Annotated in this window: 18 protein-coding genes, 1 tRNA gene and 1 pseudogene; 6 read left to right on the forward strand and 14 right to left on the reverse strand. The window is 65.1% G+C overall.

Annotated features, from left to right (window positions below):
- Positions 1–40: 40 nt before the first annotated feature.
- The gene (locus tag TQ98_RS04470; RefSeq protein ID WP_044872019.1) at positions 41–1,375 is read right to left on the reverse strand and encodes a TAXI family TRAP transporter solute-binding subunit; all 1,335 of its coding nucleotides are present in this window, start codon (positions 1,373–1,375) and stop codon (positions 41–43) included.
- 110 nt (positions 1,376–1,485) lie between these two features.
- Between TQ98_RS04470 and sbcD the strand changes: the two genes are divergently transcribed.
- Together sbcD and TQ98_RS04480 are read left to right on the forward strand one after the other, a co-directional pair.
- Positions 1,486–2,706: an exonuclease subunit SbcD gene (sbcD, locus tag TQ98_RS04475; RefSeq protein ID WP_044872555.1), complete on the forward strand. Its 1,221-nt coding sequence runs from the start codon at positions 1,486–1,488 to the stop codon at positions 2,704–2,706.
- Positions 2,703–6,128: an AAA family ATPase gene (locus TQ98_RS04480; protein ID WP_044872018.1), complete on the forward strand. Its 3,426-nt coding sequence runs from the start codon at positions 2,703–2,705 to the stop codon at positions 6,126–6,128. The genes sbcD and TQ98_RS04480 overlap by 4 nt, the downstream gene beginning before the upstream one ends.
- Before the next feature lie 48 nt (positions 6,129–6,176).
- Here TQ98_RS04480 and rlmF read toward each other — a convergent pair whose 3' ends face one another.
- The 10 genes and pseudogenes from rlmF to TQ98_RS28030 form a co-directional block, all read right to left on the reverse strand.
- Positions 6,177–7,169, reverse strand: a complete 993-nt coding sequence (gene rlmF / locus TQ98_RS04485; RefSeq protein ID WP_044872017.1) for a 23S rRNA (adenine(1618)-N(6))-methyltransferase RlmF — start codon at positions 7,167–7,169, stop codon at positions 6,177–6,179.
- Positions 7,170–7,225: 56 nt separating this feature from the next.
- The gene (locus TQ98_RS04490) at positions 7,226–7,786 is read right to left on the reverse strand and encodes a VTT domain-containing protein (protein ID WP_044872016.1); all 561 of its coding nucleotides are present in this window, start codon (positions 7,784–7,786) and stop codon (positions 7,226–7,228) included.
- Positions 7,787–7,820: 34 nt separating this feature from the next.
- The gene (locus TQ98_RS04495; protein WP_044872015.1) at positions 7,821–9,650 is read right to left on the reverse strand and encodes an SLC13 family permease; all 1,830 of its coding nucleotides are present in this window, start codon (positions 9,648–9,650) and stop codon (positions 7,821–7,823) included.
- Positions 9,651–9,686: 36 nt separating this feature from the next.
- On the reverse strand, positions 9,687–9,983 hold the full coding sequence (locus TQ98_RS04500) for a winged helix-turn-helix domain-containing protein (RefSeq protein WP_044872014.1): 297 nt from the start codon (positions 9,981–9,983) through the stop codon (positions 9,687–9,689).
- Between the two features lie 17 nt (positions 9,984–10,000).
- Positions 10,001–10,450 carry a hypothetical protein gene (locus tag TQ98_RS04505; RefSeq protein WP_044872013.1) on the reverse strand — a complete coding sequence of 150 codons (450 nt, stop codon included), beginning with the start codon at positions 10,448–10,450 and terminating at the stop codon, positions 10,001–10,003.
- 54 nt (positions 10,451–10,504) lie between these two features.
- A complete protein-coding gene (locus TQ98_RS04510) occupies positions 10,505–13,354 on the reverse strand; it encodes a valine--tRNA ligase (RefSeq protein ID WP_044872012.1) in 2,850 nt (949 codons plus the stop codon).
- Positions 13,355–13,472: 118 nt separating this feature from the next.
- Positions 13,473–13,946 (reverse strand): DNA polymerase III subunit chi, encoded by a 474-nt coding sequence (locus TQ98_RS04515; protein WP_103102882.1) that lies wholly within the window; start codon positions 13,944–13,946, stop codon positions 13,473–13,475.
- Between the two features lie 12 nt (positions 13,947–13,958).
- Positions 13,959–14,375: a DNA polymerase III subunit chi gene (locus TQ98_RS04520; protein WP_044872010.1), complete on the reverse strand. Its 417-nt coding sequence runs from the start codon at positions 14,373–14,375 to the stop codon at positions 13,959–13,961.
- On the reverse strand, positions 14,372–15,859 hold the full coding sequence (locus TQ98_RS04525; RefSeq protein WP_044872009.1) for a leucyl aminopeptidase: 1,488 nt from the start codon (positions 15,857–15,859) through the stop codon (positions 14,372–14,374). The genes TQ98_RS04520 and TQ98_RS04525 overlap by 4 nt, the downstream gene beginning before the upstream one ends.
- 89 nt (positions 15,860–15,948) lie before the next feature.
- A pseudogene (locus TQ98_RS28030) lies at positions 15,949–16,197 on the reverse strand (site-specific integrase); the annotation flags it as partial.
- 482 nt (positions 16,198–16,679) lie between these two features.
- On the opposite strand from TQ98_RS28030, the gene lptF reads away from it, so the two are divergent.
- Together lptF and lptG are read left to right on the forward strand one after the other, a co-directional pair.
- Positions 16,680–17,801 (forward strand): LPS export ABC transporter permease LptF, encoded by a 1,122-nt coding sequence (gene lptF / locus TQ98_RS04535; RefSeq protein ID WP_044871968.1) that lies wholly within the window; start codon positions 16,680–16,682, stop codon positions 17,799–17,801.
- Complete coding sequence (gene lptG / locus TQ98_RS04540) at positions 17,794–18,855, forward strand: LPS export ABC transporter permease LptG (RefSeq protein ID WP_044871967.1); 1,062 nt, start codon at positions 17,794–17,796, stop codon at positions 18,853–18,855. The genes lptF and lptG overlap by 8 nt, the downstream gene beginning before the upstream one ends.
- Before the next feature lie 52 nt (positions 18,856–18,907).
- Here the strand turns inward: lptG and TQ98_RS04545 are convergent, their stop codons facing one another.
- From TQ98_RS04545 to TQ98_RS04555, 3 genes are all read right to left on the reverse strand, one after another.
- Positions 18,908–19,405 (reverse strand): RDD family protein, encoded by a 498-nt coding sequence (locus tag TQ98_RS04545; RefSeq protein ID WP_044871966.1) that lies wholly within the window; start codon positions 19,403–19,405, stop codon positions 18,908–18,910.
- Positions 19,406–19,508: 103 nt separating this feature from the next.
- Positions 19,509–19,721: a cold-shock protein gene (locus TQ98_RS04550; RefSeq protein WP_016491057.1), complete on the reverse strand. Its 213-nt coding sequence runs from the start codon at positions 19,719–19,721 to the stop codon at positions 19,509–19,511.
- Positions 19,722–20,016: 295 nt separating this feature from the next.
- A tRNA-Leu gene (locus TQ98_RS04555) sits at positions 20,017–20,102 on the reverse strand.
- 109 nt (positions 20,103–20,211) lie between these two features.
- On the opposite strand from TQ98_RS04555, the gene queA reads away from it, so the two are divergent.
- A complete protein-coding gene (gene queA, locus TQ98_RS04560) occupies positions 20,212–21,261 on the forward strand; it encodes a tRNA preQ1(34) S-adenosylmethionine ribosyltransferase-isomerase QueA (protein WP_044871965.1) in 1,050 nt (349 codons plus the stop codon).
- Between the two features lie 14 nt (positions 21,262–21,275).
- A complete protein-coding gene (gene tgt, locus TQ98_RS04565; protein WP_177410208.1) occupies positions 21,276–22,391 on the forward strand; it encodes a tRNA guanosine(34) transglycosylase Tgt in 1,116 nt (371 codons plus the stop codon).
- Positions 22,392–22,404 lie beyond the last annotated feature (13 nt).

Consider the following 22,404-nt stretch of genomic DNA (forward strand, 5'->3'; position numbering starts at 1 on the left):
ACACCCGGCGCGCGGGCGCCGGCGGTAAAAGTGCGCCAGTTTACCCGACCTGTTCCTCGGCTGCCTGCCGTCTCTGCACGGCCTGCAGGCGCTCGATCACATGGCGCAGGTGCAGGTGCAGGTCGTACAGCTCGTTGGAGTACGACAGCGGCACCTCCACCTTGGCCAGGCGCTGCTCCAGTTTCTCCAGGTTTTCGATCTCGGCTTCCAGGTGTTCCGGCGGGGTGCCGGCGTCCAGCTTGCGGTCGACCTCGCGCAGGAACTTGTACCAGCGGTAGATGCGCGCGCGGATGCGCCAGCGGTAGATCGGGCCGACCGCCTTGGTCAGCGGGATCATGATCACGATCAGCGGGATCAGCAGGATGATGTAGCGGTCGGCCAGTGAGGCGAAGCGGAAGGGAACATAGCGCTGCAGGATCGGCAGGCCCTTCTCGTAGTAATAGTCAGCCTCGCTCAGGCTGGCGAGGGTCTGCGGCTTGGCACTGGGGTAGGCGCCAGGCGGGTCAAGCAGCGTGCCGTCCTTCATCACCTCGCGGGCGGCTTCGAGGATCAGCGGGGTGAGGGATGGGTGGAAGTCGTCGCTGGCCACCAGGGTGGCCACCGGTGCCAGGGTACGGATGTCCTTCGACGGGCTGTTGCTGGCCAGGTTGACCAAGCCTTCGCCCACTTCCAGCCGGGTCAGGTAGGGCAGGCGTGCGCGGTAGGCGGCGCTGCGGCGCAGGCTCACCAGGTCCAGTTCCGGGCTGGCGGCCAGGCGCTGCACCACAGCGTTCTCCGCCGGGCCGAGGAAGAAGCCGGCATCCAGCTCGCCGGCAAGCAGGGCGTTGGCCGCCGGGCTGCCGCTGACCGGCTGCCACTGCGGCGGGTAGCGTTCCGGGCTGATCTGATTGGCCGCCAGCAGCGCCTCGCTGACCGAGCGCGTTCCGCTGTTCGGTGCGCCGATGGCCACCCGCAGCTGCAAGAGGTCGGCCATGCTGTCGATGTCCAGCCCCTTGCGCTGGAACAGCCAGACCGGCTCCTGGTACATCACCCCGAGCCCATGCAGGTGGCGCCGTTCCTTCTCGCTCAGGGTGAGTTCCTGGCCGCTCTGCACCAGGGCGATGTCCGCCTCGCCACTTTGCAGCTTGGCCAGGTTGTCCAGCGAGCCGGCGCTGTGCACCAGTTCCAGTTTGAAGCCCTGCTTGGCCAGTTCCTCCTTCAACTTCTCGCCGAAAGCGTTGTAGCCACCCGCCGGATTGCCGGTGGCGAGCCTGGCATGCATGGGCGGCGGTGGCGCGACGAAGTAGAAGAGGGCGCCCACCAGGGCCGCCATCACCGGAATCAGCCAGAGGTTGGCCAGCAGCATGATCTTGATGTCGCGGAAAATGCGTTGCATGTCGGTCCTTGTCTGCAGCGGGTGCTGGGAAGGATAGCGGTTCGGCGGTTGCCAGGCTTCGAAGGAAATGACAGGGTTGCCGGCATTTCCGTTCCGCCACAGTGATTCCGATGCGCATCCTCCACACCTCCGACTGGCACCTGGGCCAGCATTTCATGGGCAAGACACGGCAGGCCGAGCACCAGGCCTTCTGCCGCTGGCTGATCGAGCAGGTGCGCGAGCGCCAGGTGGATGCAGTGCTGATCGCGGGAGATGTGTTCGACACGGGCGCACCGCCGAGTTACGCCCGCGAGCAGTACAACCAGTTCATCGTCGAACTGCGTGCCACCGGCGCCGCCCTGGTGGTGCTGGGAGGCAATCATGATTCGGTGGCCATGCTCGGCGAGAGCCGTACCCTGCTGGCGCAACTGGACACCCGCGTGGTGCCGGCGGTGGGCACAGAGCTCGACGAGCAACTGCTGGTGCTCAAGCGCCGCAGCGGCGAGCCGGGCGCCATCCTCTGCGCCATCCCCTTTATCCGTCCGCGGGACGTGCTGCAAAGCCAGGCCGGACAGAGCGCGGCGGACAAGCAGCTGTCCCTGCAGCAGGCCATCCAGGAGCACTACCAGGCACTCTTCGCCCTGGCCGAGCAACACCGCGCCGAACTGGGCGGAGGGCTGCCCATCGTCGCCACGGGCCACCTGACCACGGTGGGCGCCAGTGCCAGCGAGTCCGTGCGGGAAATCTACGTCGGCGCCCTGGAGGCGTTCCCCACCAACGCTTTCCCGGCGGCGGACTACATCGCCCTCGGACATATCCACAGGCCGCAGAAGGTCGGTGGCCTCGATCACATCCGCTATTGCGGCTCGCCCATCCCCCTGGCTTTCGACGAGGCGCCGCAGCAGAAGGAGGTGCTGCTGGTGGAGCTGGACAGTATCGGCCTGCACAAGGTGGAAGCGCTGCCGGTGCCGCGCTTCCAGGCCCTGCATTCCTTGCGCGGTTCCCTGGCGGAGCTGCCGGAGCAGTTGCTGAACGTGGCCCGCGAGGGCACGCCGGAGCGCCCGGTCTGGGTGGAGGTGCTGGTCAGCGCCGATGACTACCTCAACGACCTGCAGGCTCGGCTGGCAACGCTCTGCGAAGGGTTGCCGGTGGAGGTGCTGCGCATCCGCCGTGAGCGCGGCAATGCTCAGCCTGGTTTGCAGCGGGAATCCCGTGAAACCCTCGACGAGCTGAACCCCGAAGACGTCTTCGACAAGCGTCTACAAAACGAGGAGCTGGACGACGCCCTGCGCCGCAGCCTCCAGGGTCTGCACCGCGACGTGCTGGCCGAACTGCAGGAGGGCGACGCATGAAGATCCTCAGCCTGCGCCTGAAGAACCTCAATTCCCTGAAGGGCGAATGGAAGATCGACTTCACCGGCGAACCCTTTGCCGGCAACGGTCTGTTCGCCATTACCGGTCCCACCGGCGCCGGCAAGACCACCCTGCTGGACGCCATCTGCCTCGCCCTGTACCACCGCACTCCGCGTATGGGCACGGTGTCGGCCAGCCTCAACGAACTGATGACCCGCCACACCGCCGACTGCCTCGCCGAGGTGGAGTTCGAGGTGAAGGGCGTGGCCTACCGCGCCTTCTGGAGTCAGCGCCGTGCCCGCGACAAGGTCGATGGCGGCCTGCAAGCGCCGAAGGTGGAGCTGGCGCGGGTGCTGGATGGCGAAATCCTCACCGACAAGATCAACGACAAGCTCCGACTCACCGAAAGCCTGACCGGCCTCGACTTCGACCGCTTCACCAAATCCATGCTACTGGCCCAGGGAGGCTTCGCCGCCTTCCTCGAAGCCAACGCCAACCAGCGCGCGGAACTGCTGGAGGAACTGACCGGCACCGAAATCTACGGGCTCATCTCTCAACGGGTGTTCGAACGCACCCGCGAGGCGAAAGCCGGGCTGGACCAACTGCGGGCCCGCGCCGAAGGCGTGGAACTGCTGAGCGACGAGGCCCGTGCCGCCCTGCAACTGGAAGCCGACACCCTCGCCGGCGACGAGCGCCAGCTGCAAGCGCGGCAGTCGGACCTGCAACGCCAGCGCCAGTGGCGGGACGAGCTGGACAAGGCCCTGGCCCGCCAGCAGGTTGCTGAACAACAAGGTCAGGCAGCCCGTGCCGCCCTGGAGCAGGCACGACCGCAACTGGAGCGCCTGGCCGCCAGTGAACCGGCCAGCCAGTTGCTGCCCCTGCACCGAGACTGGCAACGGGCCCAGCAACAGCTGAACCAGGGTGAAAGCGATCTGCGGGTCACCCGCCATGACCTGCAGGCCGTGGCCGAACGCATCCTCGACCAGCTTTGGGAAGGTTCCCAGCGGGGCGAACAGTGGGTGCAGGCCCGCCAAAAGGCCCTGGACGGCCTCCAGGCCGAGCGTGAAGCCCTGCAACTGCGCCTGGCCGAACAACCCCAGCGGGCTCGCCTGGGCGAGCACCTTGGGGCCTGGAGGGCCGAATTCGAGGCACAGGCCGGGCGCCGTGACGAAATGGTCGCGCTACAGAGCGCCCAGGCCGATCTGGCAAGGCAATCCGCCGAACTGGAACAGCGACTGGCCCAGGCCCGCCGGGCACTGGAGAGCGTCAGGATCGAGCAGAGCCAGGCCCGGCAAGGCGAGGCCGAAGCGCAGGCCCGCCTCGATGAATTGCTCGCCGGACAGGACGACGCTGCCATTCGCGCGCAATGGCAACAGTCGCTGGAACGCGGCGCTCAGCTGGAACGCCTGGAGCAGCTGTCCCAGCAGCGCCGCCAGTTGGCGGATCGGCAATCCCGCGCTCGCGAGCAACTGCAACCCCTGCAGGACGAGCAGAAGACCCTGATGGAGCAGCGCGATGGCCTGCGCCGGCGCTTTGCCGAGTTGAAACAGCAGATCGCCGACAAGGAGAAACTGCTGGAGCAGGAGCAGCGCATCCAGCAGCTGGAGGCCTATCGCGCCGCCCTGCAGCCGGGCGAGGCGTGCCCCCTGTGCGGCTCCCACGAACACCCGGCCATTGCCGAATACCAGGCGCTCAACCTTTCCGCGACCCAGCAGGCCCTGCGGGACTGCAAGGCGGCCCAGGAAGACGTGCGCCAACAGGGCGACGCCTTGAACAGCCGTCTGGCGACTCTGGAGGCGCAGATCACTCAGCTCAACGAGTCCCTGCAAGGCGGCGAGGCCGAGCAGCGTGAGTACGTCGAGCAGTGGCGCCAGCTGTGCCAGGTCCTCGAGCTGCAACTGCCGGATCTGGCCGCACTGCAGGCCGAGCGGCAGGGGCACAGCGAGCGATTGCAGGCGCTGCAAGACCGACTGGCGCGGCTGGATCAGCTGAAAACCGCCCAGGCCGCTGCCCGCGACCTGCGTCAGCGGCTGGACAAGTCGCTACAGGACAGCGGCAGCCAGCTCGCCCTGCTGGAGAAGGACCAGGCCAGTCTGGGCCATCAGCAACAGGCCGGCGCCCAGCGCCTGGAGCAACTGACACGCCAGCAGCAGGAGGGCCGCGATCGGCTGGCCGCCAGCCTGGCGCTCCTCGGTTACAGCCTGCCGGAGGCCGGGAATGCCTGGCTCGCCGAGCGCGAGGCGGAATGGCAGCAATGGCAGCAGGACCAGACCACCAGCCAGCAACTGGAAGGGCAACTGCGTGACCAGCAACACGCCCTCGGCATTGCCCGTGAGAAGGCCAGTCTCTGGCACGGGCGCTGGCAGGCTTCGGGCCATGGCGCGAAGGCGGCGCTGGCACGAGTGGACGATCCGCAAGTCGCGCTGGCGGCGGTAGGGGCAGAGCTGGACAGCGCCCAACAGCGGCTCAACCAGTTGAAAGGCAGCGAGCAGAGCCAGGACCAGCGGGTGCAGGACGCCCGCCATCAGCTGCAACTGCAGTTGGATGCCTGGCGCCGGGGCCTGGCGGCCAGCCCATTCGCTGACGAACCGGCCTTCCTCGCCGCCGTGCTGGACGACACCGAACACGCCGCCCTCCAAGCGCTGCAACAGCGGCTCAATCGCGAACTGGGCGACGCCGAGGCCTTGCTGGCCGATGCCCGCGGCCAGGCTGAACGCTTGCAGGCGGAACCCGGGAGCGAACTGGATCGCGAGCAGCTCGACGCGCAATGGCAGGCCCTTGGGGAACGCATGCGCGACCTGAGTCAGCGCCAGGGCGAAATCCGCGCCCAGCTCGCCGGGGACGAGCAACGCCGGCAGAGCCAGCAGGCCCTGTTCGCCGAGATCGCCCGCCAGGAGGCCGCGTGCGATCTCTGGCAGCGACTCAACGGGCTGGTGGGATCGGCCGACGGCGCCAAATACCGCAAGTTCGCCCAGGGCCTGACCCTGGACCATCTGGTGCACCTGGCCAACCGGCAATTGCAGCGACTCCACGGCCGCTACCAACTGGTCCGGCGCCAGGGCGGTGAGCTGGAGCTGGAAGTGGTGGATACCTGGCAGGCGGACGTCGCCCGCGATTGCAAGACACTCTCCGGCGGCGAGAGCTTCCTGGTCAGCCTGGCGCTGGCCCTGGCGCTGTCCGACCTGGTCAGCCACAAGACCAGCATCGACTCGTTGTTCCTCGACGAAGGCTTCGGCACCCTGGACGGCGAAACCCTGGAAGTCGCCCTCGATGCCCTGGATGCCCTGAACGCCAGCGGCAAGATGATCGGCGTGATCAGCCATGTCGAGGCGCTGAAGGAACGCATTCCGGTGCAGCTCAAGGTGCACAAGGGTGTGGGGATGGGTTACAGCCGGTTGGATGGGTGTTTCGCGGTCGGTTGAGTGGGCAGACCTGCGGTCTGCTCAGCGATTGAAATCGCCCCCACAGGGTCATTTCCAGCGCGCTTTGCGCCAGGCTTCTCGCTTCTCGGCATCAAGGAAGGTCCAGGCCACGAAGCGGCTCTGCTTCTGGCCCTGCGCCATTTCCAGTACGCGGATTTCCACGGCGTCGCTGCGGCGCAGGCGGGCTTCCATGCCGGGGACGTTGCCGCCCTTGGAGACCAGGCTGCTGAACCAGAGCACCTGATCCTTGAACTGCACGCTCTCGTCCACCATGCGCTGCAGAAAGCCCACTTCGCCGCCTTCGCACCAGAGTTCGGCACCCTGGCCGCCGAAGTTCAGCACCGGCAACTTGCGCTTGGGGTCGAGCTTGCCGAGGTTCTTCCACTTGCGCCGGCTGCCACTGGTGGCTTCTTCCAACGAGCTGTGGAAGGGCGGGTTGCACAGGGTCAGGTCGAAGCGCTCACCGGGGGCGATCAGGCCCTTGAAGATGTTCCGTGGAGCCGGTTGCTGGCGTAGCTCGATGGCGCTCGCCAACTGATTGGACTGGACGATGGCGCGGGCTGAGCCGAGGGCCGTGCCGTCGATATCGGCGCCGGTGAAGTGCCAGCCGTATTCACTATGGCCGATCAGCGGGTAGATGCAGTTGGCGCCCACGCCGATATCCAGCGCCTGAATGCCCGTGCCGCGCGGGATCGCTCCATCGTTGTCTTCCGCCAGCAGATCCGCCAGGCCGTGCAGGTAGTCGGCGCGACCGGGGATGGGCGGGCAGAGGTAGCCGGCGGGAATGTCCCAGTGGCGAATGCCGTAGAACTGCCGCAGCAGGGCGCGGTTGAACACCTTCACCGCCTCTGGGTCGGCGAAGTCGATGCTTTCCTTGCCGTAGGGGTTGGTGATGACAAAGCGCGCCAGCTCCGGGCTGCCCTGGATCAGCCGGGGAAAGTCGTAGCGGCCCTGATGGCGGTTACGCGGGTGCAGCTGGCCCTTGGCAGGGGCAGTCGGCTTGGCGGCGGCGGGGCGAGGGCGCTTGGGTGGTTGCGGCATGGTGGCGGTGTCGGCAGGGGGAAACGCGGAATTTTCCCACAGGCGGGGACCTCACGTCAGGTGACATGAAGGGCGCGGCCGAGGTAGTCGAAGAACAGGCAGTAGGCCGCGATGGGCAGTGGCAAACCCAGCAGGGTGCCGATGAGGTAGTGGCGAAAGCGCACACCACTCAGGCTGAGGGCGTAGTTGAGCGCCGGCACGGTCTGGAAAATCACCCGTAGCAGAGTGATGACGGCCACCGGTCGCTGGTCGAGGTGGGTGATGATGCGTTGCGCCAGGCGGTTGTCCAGTTCGCGCAGGGCGTTGCCGCCCAGCAGGCGAATCAGGGCGAAGGTGGAACAGCAGGAAAAGGTGGCTGCCAGGTAGGTGGCCAGACCGCCCCAGACGCGGCCCAGGGCCAGGACGGCCGCGGCAAGGAAGATCCAGCCGGGAATCTGGATCAGGTTGCCCAGGGCGAACAGCAGGGAAAAGAGCACCAGGCCCCAGCCCTTGTTGGCCAGCAGGGTGTCGTGGAGGTACTGCAGGCTCAGGTGTTCCCGCAGCCCGCTGAGCTGGAACGCCGCCAGCAGCAGGCCGAGAAACAGGGCGACCAGCAGCAGACGGCGGTAAGTGGTCATGGCGCGTGCTCCGGCATTTCCCTTTGATTGAAGCTCAGAGCGGAAACACCAGCGGCACCATGAACACGCTGACGATCATCACCAGCAGGGTGAAGGGCACGCCCACTTTCACGAAATCGCCGAAACGGTACTGGCCAGGGCCCAGCACCAGGGTGTTCACCGGCGACGAAATCGGGGTCATGAAGGCAGCCGAGGCGGCCAGGGCAACGATCATGGCGAAGGGGTAGGGTGACATTCCCAGTTGCTGAGCGGTGCCGATGGCCACCGGAGCCATGAGCACGGCGGTGGCGGTGTTGGAGATGAACAGGCCGATCAGTGCGGTGACGACGAACAGGCTGGCGAGCATGGCGTAGGGCCCGGCATTGCCGAGCACGGCCACCAACCCTTTTACCGCGAGGTCGATGCCGCCGGTCTGCTGCAGGGCGTGGGCGAAGGGCAGCATGCCGACGATGAGGATCAGGGTGGGCCAGTGGATGGCCCGGTAGGCGCTGTCCAGGTCGATGCAGCGGAAGGCGCCCATCAGCAGGCAGCCGATCAGCGCCGCCATCACGTTGGGCACCAGGCCGCTGACCATCAGGATGATCATCACCGCCAGGCTGAGCAGGGCGTAGGGCGCCTTGCGCGCGGTGGGGGCCACTTCGTCCACCTCGGCGGGCAGGCTCAGCACCAGGAAATCGCGGCCCTGGCCCTGCAGTTGGTGGATGGCCTTCCATTCGCCGGCCACCAGCAGGGTGTCGGAGGATTTGAGCTTTTCATCCACCAGCACGCCTTCCAGGGCCTCGCCGCGGCGACGCAGGCCGACCACGTTGAGCTTGTGGCGGGAACGGAAGCCGAGCTCCTGGATGGTCTTGCCCGGTAGCAGGGATTCCGGCGGCAGCGCCACTTCGGCCAGCCCCAACTGGTGGGCGTGCAGGCTGTAGTACGAGTCAGCCAGGGGCTGGGGCTCCAGCCCTAGTTCGTCAAAGGCACCGAGCAGTCCGATCGCCGGACTGACCAGGTCCACCAGCAGCACGTCGTCAGGTTCCAGCAGGGTGTTGCCGGTGGCCATCAACAGCAGGGTGCGAAAGCGTCGCTGGCGCTCGACGGCGATCACGTTGATGCCGTACTGCGAGCGCAGTTCCAGCTCGTCGAGGGTCTGCCGGGCAAGGCGCGAGTCGGCGCGTACCTTGAGGCGCCGTTCGCGATCGTCGAGACGGTAGGCCGCGGCCAGGTCCGCCAGGGTCAGGCGCGGGGCGGTATCCGCGTCGTCGGCGTTGCGGGGCGTCAGCCAATGGCGGGTCAACAGCATGTAGACGATGCCCATGGCCAGGATTGCCAGGCCCACGGGCGTGAGGCTGAAGAAGCCGAAGCCGTCGAGGCCCGCGCGGCGCAGTTCGCTGTGCACCACCAGGTTGGGGGCGGTGGCCACCAGGGTGAGCATGCCGCTGATCAGGCCGGCGAAGGCCAGGGGCATCATCAGGCGCGCCGGGGGGATCTTCAGCCGCGCCGCCACGCCCAGGGCGACCGGAATGAAGATGGCCACCACGCCCGTGGAGCTCATCACCGAGCCGAGGCCGGCGGCAGCCAGCATCAGCAGCACCAGCAGGCGCGTCTCGCTGCTGCCGGCCCGTGCGACCAGCCAGTCGCCCAGGTGGTAGGCGATACCGGTGCGCACCAGGCCGTCGCCGATGACGAAGAGGGCGGCAATCAGCACCACGCTGGGGTCGCTGAAGCCGGACAGGGTTTCGCTGATGTCGAGTACGCCGGTGAGCGGCAGGGCCACCATCACCAGCAGGGCAACCACGTCCATGCGTGGCTTGTTGAGAACGAACAGGGTGATGGCGGCCAGCAGCAGGGCCAGGACCCAGAGCAGTTCGTGGTTCAAGCGTGACTCCCAGTTCCTTGCGGGGGCAGCAGGTTCTCAGGGATAGCCGAGCACGGCCTTGATCTGATGCAGGTTAGCGGCGATCCAGCGCTTGTCGATGGCACCCCAGTCGCGGATCACATAGTGCCCGGCGTTGTTGCGCTCGCCTTCGGTCTGCTCGAAGTGGCAGTCGATATCCAGCTCGCCCAGGGCCAGCAGGGTGTCCTGCGCGGTGCGGCGGGGCATGCCGGTGGCGTCCATGATGGCTGGCACGCTGGTGGCTTCGCCGCTGTCGATCAGCCAGGCGACGTACAGGCGGCGGTAGAAGCTGGTCTTGGTCTTGCTGGTTTCCATGGGAGGTCCTTGTCGTTTCAGGAAGCGCGGCGGCGCAGGGTGCGATGGCGGCCGCTGAAGAACAGGAGCAGGAAGACTTTCACCGCCCGGTTGCCGAACAGGGGCTCCACGGTCAGGCGATCCACTATCCGCGTGCCGCCGCTCACGGCATGCAGGTTGCGCTCGTGGCGCCACAGGCGCATGCCGGTCATCGGGGATTCCTCGATGAAGCCGATACCTGGGGTGAGCGCTTGCAGCGTCAGGCGCGAGGTGCCCAGCGGCAGGCAGCCGAAGAGCCAGAGCCAACTGGTGAACAGCGGTCGTCCGGGCGCGAAGCTGAAGTCTTCCAGGCTACGAATGTCGCGTGGAATGCTCATCCACAGCCAGGGGCGCATTTCCTCGCGCAGGTAATCGACATGGGTGATCCATGCCCAGGCCCGTTCCGGGGAGACGGGGAGGGTGGATTCGAATTCGAGGGTGATCGGCATGTCTTCACGTCCCTGCAAAGACAAGGCCCGCAGTTGCGGGCCTTGTGGAGGAGGTTACAGGCTGGCGATTCGGCCGCGCTGTTCGGTCAGGTTGGCCAGGGCCTGTTCGGCCTCGGCCAGCTTGGCGCGCTCCTTCTCGATCACGTCGGCCGGCGCCTTGGCGACGAAGCCTTCGTTGGAGAGCTTGCCGCCAACGCGTTTCACCTCACCGTCCAGACGCTGGATTTCCTTGTCCAGGCGGGCGAGTTCGGCGTCCTTGTCGATCAGGCCGGCCATGGGCACCAGCACCTGCATGTCACCCACCAGGGCAGTGGCGGACATGGGGGCTTCGTCGCCCGCGGCCAGGATGCGGATGCTTTCCAGCTTGGCCAGCTTCTTCAACAGCGGCTCGTTGTCGGCCAGGCGACGACGGTCTTCGTCGTTGGCGTTGGCGAGCAGGATGTCGATGCGCTTGGCCATGGAGATGTTCATCTCGCCACGGATCTGGCGCACGCCGAGCATCAGCGCCTTGACCCACTCGATGTCGCCTTCGGCGGCGGCGTCGATGCGAGCCTCGTTCGGAACCGGCCAGGGTTGCAGCATCAGGGTGTCGCCGTTCTTGCCGGCCTGGCCCTTGATGCGCTGCCAGATCTCTTCGGTGATGAAGGGCATGAAGGGGTGGGCGAGACGCAAGGCCACTTCCAGCACGCGGATCAGGGTGCGGCGGGTGCCACGCTGGCGCTCGATGGAGGCGTTCTCGTCCCAGAGCACCGGCTTGACCAGCTCCAGGTACCAGGCGCAGTACTGGTCCCAGATGAACTCGTAGAGCGTCTGGGTGGCCAGGTCGAAGCGGAATTGGTCGAGGTGGCGGGCCACTTCGCCTTCGGTGCGTTGCAGCGCGGAGATGATCCAGCGGTCCACGGAGGACAGTTCCACCGGCTCGTCATTCACGCCGCAGTCCTGGCCATCGGTGTTCTCGATGACGAAGTTGGCGGCGTTCCACAGCTTGTTGCAGAAGTTGCGGTAGCCCTCGACGCGGCCCATGTCGAACTTCACGTCGCGGCCGGTGGAGGCCAGCGAGCAGAAGGTAAAGCGCAGGGCGTCGGTGCCGTAGCTGTTGATGCCTTCGGGGAATTCCGCCTTGGTCTGCTTGGCGATCTTCTCGGCCAGCTTGGGCTGCATCATGCCGCTGGTGCGTTTTTCCAGCAGGGTTTCCAGGTCGATGCCGTCGACGATGTCCAGCGGGTCCAGGACGTTGCCCTTGGACTTCGACATCTTGTGGCCCTGGGAGTCGCGCACCAGGCCGTGGACGTAGACGGTCTTGAACGGAACCTGCGGGGTGCCGTCCTCGTTCTTCACCAGGTGCATGGTCAGCATGATCATGCGGGCGACCCAGAAGAAGATGATGTCGAAGCCGGTGACCAGCACGTCGGTGGGGTGGAAGGTCTTGAGGAAGTCGGTCTGTTCCGGCCAGCCCAGGGTGGAGAAGGTCCACAGACCGGAGCTGAACCAGGTGTCCAGCACGTCTTCGTCCTGTTCCAGGGCGATGTCGCCCAGGTTGTACTTGGCGCGGACTTCGGCCTCGTCACGGCCGACGTAGACGTTGCCTTCTTCGTCGTACCAGGCCGGGATGCGGTGGCCCCACCAGAGCTGGCGGCTGATGCACCAGTCCTGGATGTCGCGCATCCAGGAGAAGTACATGTTCTCGTACTGCTTGGGCACAAATTGGATGCGGCCATCTTCCACGGCGGCGATGGCGGGCTCGGCCAGCGGCTTGGTGGAGACGTACCACTGGTCGGTCAGCCACGGCTCGATGACGGTGCCGGAGCGGTCGCCCTTCGGCACTTTCAGGGCGTGGTCTTCAACCTTCTCCAGCAGGCCCAGTTGGTCGAAGGCGGCAACGATCTGCTTGCGCGCTTCGAAGCGGTCGAGGCCGGCGTATTGCGCGGGCAGGCTGCTGTCCAGGTCGTGGTTGACGCTGCCGTCCAGGTTGAATACCTGGGCGTGGGCCAGCACGGCGGCGTGCTTGTCGAAGATGTTGATCAGCGGCAGGTTGTGGCGCTTGCCGACTTCGTAGTCGTTGAAGTCGTGGGCCGGGGTGATCTTCACGCAGCCGGTGCCGAACTCGGGGTCGCAGTACTCGTCCGCGATGATCGGGATGCGGCGACCCACCAGGGGCAGTTCGACGAAGGTGCCGATCAGGTTCTTGTAGCGCTCGTCTTCCGGATGCACGGCAACGGCGCTGTCGCCCAGCATGGTTTCCGGACGGGTGGTGGCGACGATCAGGTAGTCCTTGCCGTCGGCGGTCTTGTGGCCGTCGGCCAGCGGGTAGCGCAGGTTCCACAGGTTGCCCTTCTCGTCGTGGTTTTCCACTTCGAGGTCGGAGATGGCGGTGTGGAACTTGGTGTCCCAGTTGACCAGGCGCTTGCCACGGTAGATCAGGCCGTCGTCGAACAGGCGCACGAAGGCTTCCTTCACCGCGTTGGACAGGCCGTCGTCCATGGTGAAGCGCTCGCGGCTCCAGTCCACGGAGGAGCCGAGGCGACGGATCTGGCGGGTGATGGTGCCGCCGGACTGTTCTTTCCATTCCCAGACCTTGTCGAGGAACTTCTCGCGGCCGAGGTCATGGCGGCTGACGCCCTGGGCGGCCAGCTGGCGCTCTACCACCATCTGGGTGGCGATGCCGGCGTGGTCGGTGCCCGGCTGCCACAGGGTGTTGCGGCCCTGCATGCGGCGATAGCGGATCAGGGCGTCCATGATGGCGTTGTTGAAGCCGTGACCCATGTGCAGGCTGCCGGTGACGTTCGGCGGCGGGATCATGATGGTGTAGGACTCGCCGGAACCTTGCGGGGCGAAGTAGTTGTTCTTCTCCCAGGTCTGGTACCAGGAAGTCTCGATGGCGTGGGGCTGGTAGGTCTTGTCCATGGTTCGGCGGGGACCCTAGAGGCAACTGAATGGGAAAACGGGGGAGTATAGCGGCAACGGGCCGGCGAAAGAATTGGCCGGCGTTGCAGGTGGCCTGGATCGGCCCTGGCGCGCCGCCTTACGGCCGGCGCGGGGGCAGCAGACGGGTCAGGCGCGCTTCGAGGCGGCGCTTGAGTTCGGCTTCGATCTGCGGCACGAAGTCGTCGATCACGTCCTGCAGGATCAACTGCGCGGCGGCGCGCAGTTCGTTGTCCAGGCGTGTCAGCTCGGGGTTTCCGGCGGGCGTCATGCGCTGACGGATCGCTTCGGCCATGGGCTGGTTGGGGGGCGGCGCGGGTGCAGGAGCGGGCGTCGGGTTGGGTGCCGGGGCCATTGGCGCCGCCTGGACGGGGGCCAGGGGCTGCACGGGTGGCGCTGGCTGGACCGGCGCGGGTTCGACGATCTCGGACAGCAGCGGAATGCCGTCGGCGCCCAGGCTGTCGGTGAGCAGGGGCGGCTCGGCGCCGCTGGGTTCATCGTCGAGCAGGGCACGGATGGATTCGAGGTCGTCCAGCAGGTGTGCCGGCTTGTGGGGGGGCTTGGGGGTATCCATGGGGCAGTACGGCTAGAGTTCGACTCGTTTCGGATCATAGCCCCGCTGCCGGTAGGTGCGGAAATTCTCCCGGCAGGCGGCAAGGAGCGCGGGCTCCTGGTTGACGATCTCGATGACGCGGCTGAAGCGGTCGACGTGGGGGGAAATGGTCGAGGCGAGGTTGATCAGCAGACCCTGCTGGGTCGCCGGCTCCTCATCCAGGGCCAGCACCACCGGGGCGCCGGCATCGTCTTCCACAAGGCTGTGGGGGATGAAGCTCTCGGCGCGGAAGCGCCACAGCAGCTGGTCCAGCTCGTCGCGCTGGGCGGCATCGCTGCAACGCAGCAGGACTGGCAGCCCGTGCCGCCAGCCCTTGGCGGCCAACTGGCAGGCCGCGCGCAGGCGGTCCGCCGGGTTGGCCGAGGAGAGGACGTAGAACTCTATCCTCACTTGAGACGGTCCAGCAGGAACTGGGTGAGCAGGGGCACCGGGCGGCCGGTGGCGCCTTTGTCCTTGCCACCGCTGACCCAGGCAGTGCCTGCGATATCAAGGTGAGCCCAGTGGAACTTCTTGGCGAAGCGGGACAGGAAGCAGCCAGCGGTGATGGTGCCGGCCTTGGGGCCGCCGATGTTGGCGATGTCGGCGAAGGGGCTGTCCAGCTGCTCCTGGTATTCGTCGAACAGCGGCAGTTGCCAGGCGCGGTCGTCGGCGTATTCGCCGGCCTTGAGGATCTGTTTGACCAGGCCGTCGTTGTTGCCCATCAGGCCAGAGGTGTTGCTGCCCAGGGCGACGATGCAAGCGCCGGTGAGCGTGGCGATGTCAATCACGGCCTGGGGCTTGAAGCGCTCGGCGTAGGTCAGGGTATCGCACAGCACCAGGCGGCCTTCGGCGTCGGTGTTGAGGATCTCGACAGTCTGACCGCTCATGGTGGTGACGATGTCGCCAGGACGTGTGGCGCCGCCGCTGGGCATGTTCTCGGCGCAGGCCAGCAGGCCCACCAGGTTGATCGGCAGCTGCAGCTCCAGGACGGCACGGAAGGTGCCGAGCACGCTGGCGGCGCCGCACATGTCGTACTTCATCTCGTCCATGCCTGCGGCGGGCTTGATGCTGATGCCACCGGTGTCGAAGGTGATGCCCTTGCCCACGAGGGCGAAGGGTTTCTCGTCCTTCTTGCCGCCCTGGTAGTTGAGCACGATCATCCGCGGCGGCTGCTCGCTGCCCTGGGCCACCGCGAGGAAGGCACCGGCGCCCAGTTCTTTGAGCTTCTTCTCGTCCAGCACTTCAACCTTGAGGTTCTTGTGCTCCTTGGCCAGGGCCTTGGCTTCCTCGGCGATGAAACTGGGGTGGCAGAGGTTCGGCGGCAGGTTGCCCAGATCACGGGTGAAGGCCATGCCGTTGGCGATGGCCTGTGCATGCAGGCTGCCGCGCTCGACGTCGGCCTGGTCGGCCTTGTCCGTCAGCAGCGTGATTTTCTTCAGGGCCTTGGGGTCGGCCTTCTGGCTCTTGAAGCGATCGAAGACGTAGGCGCCATCGGCCAGGGTTTCCACCATCAGGCGGGCCTTGCCGTAGGCGTCGCGGCCCTTGACTGCCAGTTCGCCGAGGGCGAGGGTGGCGTCGCTGCCGCCAAGGCCTTTCAGCACGCCATTCACGGCGGCGATCATCTTGCGGAACTGGCGGTCGGAGAGTTCGCGCTCCTTGCCGCTACCCACCAGCAGGACACGCTCGGCCTTGAGGTTGGGGAGACTGTGCAGGAGCAGGGTCTGGCCCACCTTGCCGGCCAGGTCGCCGCGCTTGAGCAGGGCGGTGATGGCGCCGCCGGCTGCTTCGTCGATGGCCTTGGCGGCCTCGCCCAGCTTGCGGCCTTCGCCGACAGCGACGACCAGGGTGGCGGTTTTCAGGGTTTCCGGACGGGCGCTTTTGACGAGGAATTCCATGACATGTGTCCCCAAGACAAAGAGCCGGGATTGCAGGATGTTCCCGGCGCTTTTTCGTATGTGCTTGATTTAAAACGGATTAAATCGACTTCCGTTTCGTCCTGTACCAATTTCGTACCATTTGCGTGCGTTTGCAGCTTCGCCAGCTCAGACCAGTCCGATGGCGAATTGATCCATTCGGCGTAAGTGCTCAGCAGGACTTCAACGGTGTGCCCCAGCTGGTTGGCGATGAACGCGAGGTTCGCACCGGCCATCAGCAGCATCGTCGCATAGGTGTGGCGCGTATCGTACTGCCGCCGCTTGCGGATGCCCAGCGCCTTCATGGCCGGCACCAGGTAATCGTTGGGCGCGTCCTCGCCCATCCAGGCCTTGCCNAAAGCTACGTGGGTTGGATTGTTCGCGTTCGGCAGTGGTATCGACCAGCGCGAGTCACTCGTTACTTGCAGCTTTACCCTATCGATAGCGTTCGTAGTCATCCATGGCAGCCTTGTTCTTGAGGTCGCGCAATTATCCTGACCGTAATTGGTCAGTCAATGGCAGTACGCCATTAATTTTTCATGGCTTCAGGGTCTGGGCGCCGAAAGTGGCCGACTGGTTCGTACCAATTTCCGTACCACTGCCGGCGTAAATGGGCGGAATTGAACGGAGCGGGGCGCTTTTGGTCTACGTGGTTCGCGGGTTCTAGTCGCCGTGACACGCGCCCCTAATCGCAGGATAATGCCGGCTATTTTTTCAGTGGCCCGTCTGAACGGCGGGCTGGCCATAAAGCGGCTAGTTTGAGCTTTGCCGCCTGAGCCTGACAACCCTGGAGTGTCTGGTTTTGATTGTCTTCCGTTATCTCTCCCGCGAGGTCCTGGTTACCCTCAGTGCGGTCAGTGCCGTGCTGCTGGTGATCATCATGAGCGGCCGTTTCATCAAGTACCTGGCCCAGGCCGCACAAGGGGCCCTGGACCCCGGCGTGCTGTTCATGATCATGGGCTTCCGGATTCCCGGATTCCTCCAGCTGATCCTGCCCCTGGGGCTGTTCCTCGGCTTTTTGCTGGCCTACGGCCGGCTCTACCTCGATAGCGAAATGACCGTGCTTTCGGCCACCGGCATGAGCCAGCAGCGCCTGATGGCCTACAGCCTGGTGCCGGCTGCCCTGGTGGCCCTGCTGGTGGCCTGGCTGAGCCTGGGCCTGGCGCCTCAGGGCGTGAGCCAGGTGGAGCGCATCCTCAACGAACAGGACGCCCTGACCGAACTCGATACCCTGGTGCCCGGACGCTTCCAGGCGCTCAAGGGCGGCGGCCGGGTGACCTATGCCGAGACGCTTTCTCCCGATCGTGGTGAGTTGGGCGGCGTGTTCATCTCCGAGAAGCGTGTATCCCGCGAGCAGGGCAAGGACCGTGGCATCGGCGTGCTGGTGGCGGAGAAGGGCCACCAGGAGATTCAGCCGGACGGCAGCCGCTACCTGATCCTGAAGAATGGTTTCCGCTACGACGGCAATCCGGGCAAGGCTGACTACCGCATCATCCAGTACGAAACCTACGGCGTGCTGTTGCCCAAGCCGGAAATCAGTTCCGAGATCGGCGAGCGCGAGGCGGTGTCGACGTCCGAGCTGATCGGCAGCGCCGACCCGAAATACCGGGCCGAACTGCAGTGGCGCCTGTCCATCCCGCTGCTGGTGTTCGTCGTCACGCTGCTGGCGGTGCCGCTGTCCAGGGTCAATCCGCGCCAGGGCCGCTTCCTCAAATTGCTCCCGGCAATCCTGCTTTACATGGCTTACCTGTCCTTGCTGATCGCCGCTCGCGGCCAGCTGGATAAGGGTCGCATCCCCTTGGCTGTTGGCCTGTGGTGGGTGCATGGGATCTTCGCCGCGATTGGCTTGTTGATGTTGTATTGGGAGCCTCTGCGCCTGAAGTGGGCGGCTCGTCGTAATGCCCGTGAGGTGGCCCATGGTTAGGTTGGATCGTTACATCGGCACCAGCGTGTTCTTTGGCATCCTCACGGTGCTGGGGGTCATCGTCAGCCTGGCGGCGCTGTTCGCGTTCATCGACGAACTGAGCGACGTGGGGGGCGATTACGACGTGTTCGCCGCAGCCTGGTACGTCTTCCTCACTCTGCCGCGACGCATCTACGACATGCTGCCCATGGCGGCGCTGATCGGCAGTCTGATCGGTCTCGGCAGCCTGGCCAGCAGCAGCGAGCTGACCGTGATGCGCGCCGCTGGCGTATCCGTTGGCCGCATCGTCTGGGCGGTCATGAAGCCCATGCTGGTGCTGATGGTGGTAGGCGTGCTGATCGGTGAGTACGCCGCCCCCTGGAGTGAGAACCTGGCTCAGGCCAATCGCGCCCTGGCCCAGGGTGGCGGCGACGCGCAGAGCTCCAAGCGCGGTCTCTGGCATCGCCAGGGCGAAGAGTTCGTGCACATCAACGCCGTGCAGCCTAACGGCGTGCTCTATGGCGTCACCCGCTATCGCTTCGATGGCGAGCGCCACATGCAGTCGGCGAGCTTCGCCAGGCGCGCATTGTTCCAGGGTGATCACTGGCAACTGGAAGATGTGTCCACCACCCACTTCCGTGGCGACCACACCGAGGTGATGAACAATGCCAGTGAGCGTTGGGACGTCGAGCTCAATCCGCAGCTGCTGGGCACTGTGGTCATGGAGCCCGAGGCGCTGTCCATTTCCGGTCTCTGGCGCTACACCAATTACCTGGGGGAGCAGGGACTGAATAATGGCCGCTACTGGCTGGCGTTCTGGACCAAGGTACTGCAGCCGCTGGTCACCGCGGCGCTGGTGCTGATGGCGATTTCCTTCATCTTCGGCCCGCTGCGCTCGGTGACCCTGGGGCAGCGGGTGTTTACCGGCGTCGTGATCGGCTTCGTGGTGCGTATCAGCCAGGATCTGCTGGGGCCATCCAGCCTGGTGTTCGGCTTCTCGCCGTTGTTTGCCGTGCTGGTGCCGGCGGGCGTCTGTGCCCTGGCGGGCCTCTGGCTGTTGCGACGGGCCGGCTGACCGGTTTCTCGGGCAAGAAAAAAGCCGGCTTCTAGCCGGCTTTTTCATGGGATCACTTTTTGTGCACGCCCTTGGGTAGGTGCACGACCTGGGTCTCTGAGTAGATGTCATGCCAGGTGCGCTTGTCCTTGTCCCAGAGGCTCCAGAGGAAGCCCAGTCCGAGGGCCAGCCAGGAGCCGATGGCGATCACGAAGCGCAGAAGCGCTTGCCACAGGCTGATGGCCGAGCCGTCCTTGTTCTGCACGCGAATGCCCCAGACCTGCATGCCGAGGGTCTGGCCATTGTGAGTCCAGAATTTGGCGAAGAAGCCGAAGAGGGCGAATACCAGCAGGGTCGACAGCAATGGGTCGCCGGAAAGGGCGCCCTGATCAGCCAGCTGGCGCAGGCGTTCGCCGCCGTAGATCAGGCGCAGCACTACCTGTTGGTAGAGGAGGGTGACCACCATGAGCAGGGCGACGCAGAGCAGGAAGTCGTAGAAGATCGCGGCGAAGCGGCGGACCAGTCCGGCTTTGGGAAAGTCGCCCTGGGGGCGCAGCTGATGTTTCGGCATTGCGGGCTCTTGGCGAGTTGAGGGCGCGCCATTCTAGCAGTCGATTCGCGGGCATAAAAAAACCCCTGATGTTTCCATCAGGGGCTTTCGGCGAAGCTCAGGATCAGTTAACGACCTGAACCTTGTCAGCCTGCATGCCTTTCTGGCCTTGAACGGCTTCGAAGGTAACCTTCTGGCCTTCTTTCAGGCTACGGAAGCCGGAGCCTTCGATAGCGCGGAAGTGAACGAACAGATCCGGGCCGCTTTCCGGGGTGATGAAACCAAAACCTTTCTCGTCGTTGAACCACTTGACGGTGCCGGTTTGACGATTCGACATATCTTTAATCCTTGAAACTGAAGTTGATGACAGCCTGCTGTTCACTCGCGCGGCAGAAGGGCTGGAAACTGGTTGCAAAGAGGTAAGAGAAGTCGAGCGGGATGTAGCGGATCTGGTGATCTACCGCATCAGGTCACGATTCAACAGCGACCCATGCAAACACAGTTGGCCAACTCTACGTAAGTTTTGGGGAATTGCCAATCCCCGAAAGGCCAAAGTTTATAGGCGGTAAATTAGGGCCCAGACAGGCGGGGATCTTAGGAGGGAAAGCCTTGGGAAGGCTTGAGGATCATCGTGGTGCCCCGGGAGAGACTCGAACTCTCACTCTGTCGCCAGAAACGGATTTTGAATCCGCCGCGTCTACCATTCCGCCACCGAGGCACGATGGGCGCGCAGTATAGGGAGGCGCTCTGGGCCGGTCAATCCGTCTCCGTGGTCAGGAATGGGCATTTCCTGTACTATTTGCGCCCCTGCGATACGACCCCCCACCATGCGCGTAGCCGACTTCCATTTCGAGCTTCCCGAAGCTCTTATTGCCCGTCACCCCCTGGCCGAGCGTCGCGCCAGCCGCCTTCTTGTTCTGGACGGTGAAACCGGAGCCCTGAGCCATCGGCACTTCGCCGACCTGCTGGAATACCTGCGTCCCGGCGATCTGATGGTGTTCAACAACACCCGGGTGATCCCTGCGCGCCTGTTCGGCCAGAAGGCGTCAGGCGGAAAGCTGGAAATACTTGTCGAGCGCGTCCTGGACAGCCATCGCGTGCTGGCTCACGTGCGCTCCAGCAAGTCCCCCAAGCCGGGGTCGATCCTGCTGATCGATGGCGGCGGCGAGGCCGAGATGATCGCCCGTCACGATGCCCTGTTTGAGCTGAAGTTCGCCGAAGAGGTCCTGCCCTTGCTGGAGCGCGTCGGCCACATGCCGTTGCCTCCCTATATAGACAGGCCGGACGACGAGGCGGATCGCGAACGCTACCAGACTGTCTATGCCCGGCATGCCGGCGCCGTCGCGGCACCCACGGCCGGTCTGCATTTCGACCAGGCCCTGCTGGAGGCGGTCGCCGCCAAGGGTGTCGATACCGCATTCGTCACCCTGCACGTGGGCGCTGGTACCTTCCAGCCAGTACGGGTGGAGCGCATCGAGGATCACCACATGCACCGCGAATGGCTCGAAGTGGGCCAGGACGTGGTCGATGCCGTGGTGGCTTGCCGTGCCCGTGGCGGCCGGGTGATCGCCGTTGGCACCACCAGCGTGCGCTCTCTGGAAAGCGCCGCGCGGGATGGCCAGCTGAAGGCCTTCAGTGGTGATACCGACATCTTCCTGTACCCGGGGCGGCCCTTCCATGTGGTCGATGCCCTGGTCACCAACTTCCATCTGCCCGAATCCACCCTGCTGATGCTGGTCTCGGCCTTTGCTGGCTATCCGGAGACCATGGCCGCCTACGCTGCAGCGGTCGAGCAGGGGTACCGATTCTTCAGTTACGGTGATGCCATGTTCATCACCCGCAATCCCGCCCCGCGCGGACCCGAGGACCAAGCATGACGCGCACCTGCCGGATGAACTTCGAGCTGCTGGCCACTGACGGCAGGGCCCGTCGCGGCCGCCTGACCTTCCCTCGTGGCGTCGTCGAGACGCCAGCCTTCATGCCTGTAGGAACCTACGGCACCGTGAAAGGGATGCTGCCGCGCGACATCGAGGGCATCGGCGCCCAGATCATCCTCGGCAACACCTTCCACCTCTGGCTGCGGCCGGGCATGGAGGTGATCAAGCGTCACGGCGACCTGCACGATTTCATGCAGTGGAAGGGGCCGATCCTCACCGATTCCGGTGGCTTCCAGGTGTTCAGCCTTGGTGCCATGCGCAAGATCAAGGAAGAGGGCGTGACCTTCGCCTCCCCGGTGGACGGCGCCAAGGTGTTCATGGGGCCCGAGGAGTCCATGCAGGTCCAGCGCGACCTGGGCTCCGACATCGTGATGATCTTCGACGAGTGCACGCCTTATCCAGCGGATTTCGATACCGCCAAGCGCTCCATGGAACTGTCCCTGCGCTGGGCCAAGCGCTCCAAGACGGCCCACGGCGAAAGCACCGCTGCGCTGTTCGGCATCGTCCAGGGCGGCATGCACGAAGAGCTGCGCATGCGTTCCCTGGAAGGGCTCAGCGAGATCGGCTTCGACGGCCTGGCCATTGGTGGCCTGTCCGTGGGGGAGCCGAAGGAAGAGATGATCCGTGTGCTGGATTTCCTGCCTGGCCGGATGCCGGCGGACAAGCCGCGCTACCTGATGGGCGTCGGCAAGCCGGAAGACCTGGTGGAGGGCGTGCGTCGCGGGGTGGATATGTTCGACTGCGTGATGCCGACCCGAAACGCTCGAAACGGCCACCTGTTCATCGAAACCGGCGTGCTGAAGATTCGCAATTCGGTGCACAAGCACGATGAGTCGCCGCTGGATGCGAGCTGCGACTGTTACACCTGCAAGAACTTCTCCCGCGCTTATCTCCACCACCTGGATAAATGCGGCGAAATGCTGGGCAGCATGCTGAATACCATCCACAACTTGCGCCATTACCAGCGCCTGATGGCTGGTTTGCGCGAGGCTATCCAACAGGGTAAATTGGCCGCCTTTGTCGATGCCTTCTATGCCCGTCGCGGCCTGCCAACGCCGCCGCTGGATTGAGTCAGAGCAAGTT

The organism is Pseudomonas sp. LFM046, from assembly GCF_000949385.2.
Lineage (GTDB): Bacteria > Pseudomonadota > Gammaproteobacteria > Pseudomonadales > Pseudomonadaceae > Metapseudomonas.